Annotated in this window: 4 protein-coding genes; 2 read left to right on the plus strand and 2 right to left on the minus strand. The window is 72.4% G+C overall.

Translation table 11 applies throughout. From position 1 onward, the window contains the following. Positions 1-159: 159 nt before the first annotated feature. Entirely contained in the window at positions 160-1,038 is an 879-nt protein-coding gene (locus HMPREF0731_RS06230; protein ID WP_245538252.1) for a fumarylacetoacetate hydrolase family protein, read from the minus strand. A 76-nt stretch (positions 1,039-1,114) separates the two neighbouring features. Here HMPREF0731_RS06230 and HMPREF0731_RS06235 point away from each other — a divergent pair, with 76 nt between their 5' ends. Next, entirely contained in the window at positions 1,115-1,795 is a 681-nt protein-coding gene (locus HMPREF0731_RS06235) for a FadR/GntR family transcriptional regulator (protein WP_040611969.1), read from the plus strand. Positions 1,796-1,926: 131 nt separating this feature from the next. Here HMPREF0731_RS06235 and guaA read toward each other — a convergent pair whose 3' ends face one another. Next, positions 1,927-3,489, minus strand: coding sequence for a glutamine-hydrolyzing GMP synthase (gene guaA / locus HMPREF0731_RS06240; protein ID WP_007003204.1), 1,563 nt, complete (start codon positions 3,487-3,489; stop codon positions 1,927-1,929). A gap of 183 nt (positions 3,490-3,672) precedes the next feature. Between guaA and HMPREF0731_RS06245 the strand changes: the two genes are divergently transcribed. Next, the gene (locus HMPREF0731_RS06245) at positions 3,673-4,398 is read left to right on the plus strand and encodes a DUF1028 domain-containing protein (protein ID WP_007003205.1); all 726 of its coding nucleotides are present in this window, start codon (positions 3,673-3,675) and stop codon (positions 4,396-4,398) included. Positions 4,399-4,431 lie beyond the last annotated feature (33 nt).

The raw sequence follows: 4,431 nt of genomic DNA on the forward strand, positions 1-4,431 counted from the left end.
CGCGAGGCCGGCTGCGGCCCCGGCGGCACCCGCGGCGGCCAGCAGCATTCGACGAGATACCATGCGTTTCCTCCTGGTCCTGCCCGGACCCTGACAGGGCGGAGCGCGATCTGCCGCCGCGCTTCCGCTCCGCTCGCCCGACCGGCGGCCGGGCGGTGCTCAGCCCGCCCGGCGCAGCCGGTTGCGGATGCGCCCGATGCCCTCGATGGCGCATTCGACGACATCGCCCTCGCGCAGGAAGCGCGGCGGCTTGAAGCCGATGCCCACCCCCTCCGGCGTGCCGGTGGCGATGATGTCGCCCGGCAGCAGCGCCATGCTGCGCGAGATGGTCTCGATCAGCTCCGGCACGTCGAAGATCAGGTCGGCGGTGGAGGCGTCCTGGCGCGCCTCGCCATTCACTTGGCAGGTGATGCGCAGCGGCCGCTCGCCGATCTCGTCGGCGGTGACGATCCAGGGCCCCATCGGGCAGAAGCCGTCGATGCCCTTGCCCAGCAGCCACTGCTTGTGCGTGCCCTGCAGGTCGCGCGCGGTGACGTCGTTGACGATGGTGTAGCCGAAGACATGCCGCAGCGCGTCCTGGCGGGCGATGGCGCGGCCGCCCTGGCCGATCACCACCGCCAGCTCCGCCTCGTAATCGACGCCCTGGTCGAGGCCCGGCCAGAGCGGGATGTCGTCCCACGGGCCGGAGATGGAGGTGAAGGGCTTGCTGAAGATGATCGGCGCCTTCGGCACCGCATCCGCCGCGCTGGTCGAGGAGGAATCATAGCCGCTGCCGGCGAATTCCTTCGCATGCGCGTGGTAGTTCTTGCCGACGCAGAAGATGTTGCGCGGCGGGTTGGGCAGCGGCGCCAGCAGGTTTTCTTCCGAGAGCACCTGGCCCGGGCCGGTCGGCTCGGGGATGGCCGCGCCGCCCACCAGCGCGGCGATGAGGCCCGCCATGTCGGCCGGCAGGCCCGGCGCCAGCGTGGCGAGCGGCCAGTAGCGCTGCCCCTCCGCATCCACCCGCACGGGCTGCGGCGCCCCTTCGATCAGCAGCATGGCCAGGCGCATCCGCGGTCGTCCCCTATACCAATTCGGCTTTTCATTGAACCAATAGGGCAGTATGGTTCATCCAATGGTTGACCCCGTCAAGACCGAAGACTCCTCCGCCGCCGCCCGGCTGCAAGCGCTGCTGGAGCGGGAGCTGCTCTCCGGCGCCTGGCCCGAAGGCGCGCGCCTGCCCACCGAGCGGGCGCTGAGCGAGAGCTATGGGGTGGCGCGCAACACGCTGCGCCGGGCGCTGGACGGGCTGGAGCGGGCCGGGCTGGTCGAGCGCCATGTCGGCCGCGGCACCTTCCGCCGCACCGCGCCGCCGCCGCCCGCGCTGGAGGAGGAGGCGCTGAGCCCGGCCGCCGTGATGGAAGGCCGCCTGCTGCTGGAGCCCGAGATGATCGGCCTGGCGGTGCTGCGCGCCACCCCCGCCGACCTGGCGCGCCTCCGGGACTGCCTGCGCGGCACCGACGAGGCCACTTCCCTCGCCGAGTTCGAGCATTGGGACGCGGCGCTGCACGACGCCATCGCCGTGGCCACGCACAATGCCGCGGTGCTGGGCATGAGCCGCTCGCTGGCGCGGGTGCGCGAGCGCACCGATTGGGGGGCATTGAAGGCGCGCGGCGACACGCCCTCGCACCGGGCGGCGCTGCAGGCGCAGCACCATGAGATGGTCGAGGCGCTGCACCGCCGCGACCGCGACCGCGCGCGGCAGGCGATGCGCGCGCATCTGCGGCTGATCCAGTCGGTGATGGCCGGCGAGTGAGGGCCGGCAAGTGAAGGCTGGGACCGCCGCCGGCCGCAGGAGGGGATCGGTCCACGCGGCCGCCAGGGCGGCCGCGCGGGATCAGGTCTGGTCAGGCTCCGGCCGGCCTGGCCCCGCCGGGCGGGCGGGGCTCACTCCCACTCGATCGTGCCGGGCGGCTTCGAGGTGATGTCGTAGGTGACACGGTTGATGCCGCGCACCTCGTTGACGATGCGGCCCGCCACGCGGGTCAGGAACTCCATCGAGAACGGGTAGACATCGGCCGTCATGCCGTCGGTCGAGGTGACGGCGCGCAGCGCGCAGACGCTGTCATAGGTGCGGCCATCGCCCATCACGCCCACGGTCTTGACCGGCAGCAGCACGGCGAAGGCCTGCCAGATGGCGTCGTAGAGGCCGGCGGCGCGGATCTCCTCCAGATAGATCGAATCCGCCTTCTGCAGGATCTGCACCTTCTCGCGCGTCACCTCGCCGGGGATGCGGATGGCCAGGCCCGGCCCCGGGAAGGGGTGGCGGCCGACGATCTCCTCCGGCAGGCCCAGCTCGCGGCCCAGCGCCCGGACCTCATCCTTGAACAGGTCGCGCAGCGGCTCGACGAGCTTCATGCGCATGTCCTCGGGCAGGCCGCCGACATTGTGGTGCGACTTGATCGTCACCGAAGGGCCGCCGGTGGCCGAGACGCTCTCGATCACGTCCGGGTAGAGCGTGCCCTGGGCCAGGAAGTCGGCGCCGCCGATCTTCTCCTGCTCCTCCTCGAACACCTCGATGAACAGGCGGCCGATGGTCTTGCGCTTCAGCTCGGGGTCGGTGACGCCGGCGAGCTGGCCGAGGAACAGGTCGGAGGCGTCGCGATGCACCAGCTTGATGTTGAAGCGGTCGCGGAAGGTGGCGACCACCTGCTCGGTCTCGCCGGCGCGCATCACGCCGTGGTCGACATAGATGCAGGTCAGCTGGTCGCCGATCGCCTCATGGATCAGCACCGCGGCGACCGAGGAATCGACGCCGCCCGACAGGCCGCAGATCACCTTGCCGTCGCCCACCTGGGCGCGGATGCGGGCGATCGCCTCGGCGCGGAAGGCGGCCATGGTCCAGTCGCCCTGGCAGCCGCAGACGGCATGGGTGAAGTTCTTCAGCAGCGCCGCGCCATGCGGGGTGTGCACCACCTCGGGGTGGAACTGGATGCCGTAGAACTTGCGGTCATCGTCGGCGACCATCGCATAGGGCGCGCCCTCGGAGGTGGCGACGATGCGGAACCCCTCCGGCAGGGCGGCGACGCGGTCGCCATGGCTCATCCAGACCTGCTCGCGCGCGCCGGGGGCCCAGAGCGCCTGGGTCAGCGCGCAGGCTTCCTTCACCTCGACATAGGCGCGGCCATATTCCTGGTGGTCGCTCTTCTCCACGCGCCCGCCGAGCTGCATGCACATGGTCTGCTGGCCGTAGCAGATGCCGAGCACGGGGATGCCCATCTCGAACACCACCTGCGGCGCGCGCGGGCTGCCCTCATCCACCGTGCTGGCCGGGCCGCCGGAGAGGATGATGCCCTTGGGCGCGAAAAGCTGGATGCGGGCGGCATCGGCCGTGAACGGCCAGATCTCGCAATAGACCCCCGACTCCCGCAGGCGCCGCGCGATCAGCTGCGTCACCTGGCTGCCGAAATCGAGGATGAGGATGCGGTCGTGGGAGGAGAGGTCGGTCATGCGGGCTTCCACCACAGCGCGGCCCCCAAGGCAAGGCTTTCGCGCGGGCGGAACGGTTGCGGCGGCGGCATGGCGGCCCTGCCGCGCCACCGCTTCCGCCCCCTCCCCTGCCGGGCCGCCCCCCTTGCGGCCCCCGCCGCGCCCCGCCACCGTCAGGGCAACCCGAGAAGGAAGCCCCGCCGCATGACCTGGTCCATCGTCGCGCATGACGCCAAGAGCGGCGCCTTCGCCGTCGCCGTCACCACCTGCGCCTTCGCCGTCGGGGCCTCCTGCCCGCATGTGCGGGCGGGGGTGGGCGCCGTCTCCACCCAGTCCTTCACCAACCGCTATCTCGGCCCGGCGGTGCTGGACGGCATGGCGCGCGGCCTGGCGCCGGAGGACGCCATCCAGGGCGCCCTGGCCGGCGACCGGGGCGGCGATCTGCGGCAGGTCCACGCGGTGGACCGGCATGGCCGCGCCGCCATCTGGACCGGGGAGAGCTGCGTCGCCTGGGCCGGCGGCGAGACGGGGGCGGGCTTCAGCGTCGCCGGCAACATGCTGGCGGGTGCGGCGGTGGTGGCCGAGACGGCCGCCTGCTACCGCTCCGCCGCCTCGCTCGCCCTGCCGGAGCGGCTGATGCTGGCGCTGGATGCCGGCCAGGCGGCGGGGGGCGACCGGCGCGGCCGGCAATCGGCGGCGATGAAGCTCATCACCACCGAGGATTTCCCCGATCTCGACCTGCGGGTGGACGACCATCCGACACCGCTCGACGAGTTGCGCCGGCTGCTCGGGATCTGGCGGAAGGAGCGGGCGCCCGCCCTGCCCTTCGCCCCGCGCAAGGCCGATCCGTCGGGGCTGATCGACAAGGCGATGATCGAGGCGGGCTGGCGCGCCCGCGGCCTCGACCTCGGCTTTCCGAAGCGGGGCTGAGCCTCAACGGCCGGGCGGGCCGCCGCGGTCGGG

Source organism: Pseudoroseomonas cervicalis ATCC 49957 (genome assembly GCF_000164635.1).
Lineage (GTDB): Bacteria > Pseudomonadota > Alphaproteobacteria > Acetobacterales > Acetobacteraceae > Pseudoroseomonas > Pseudoroseomonas cervicalis.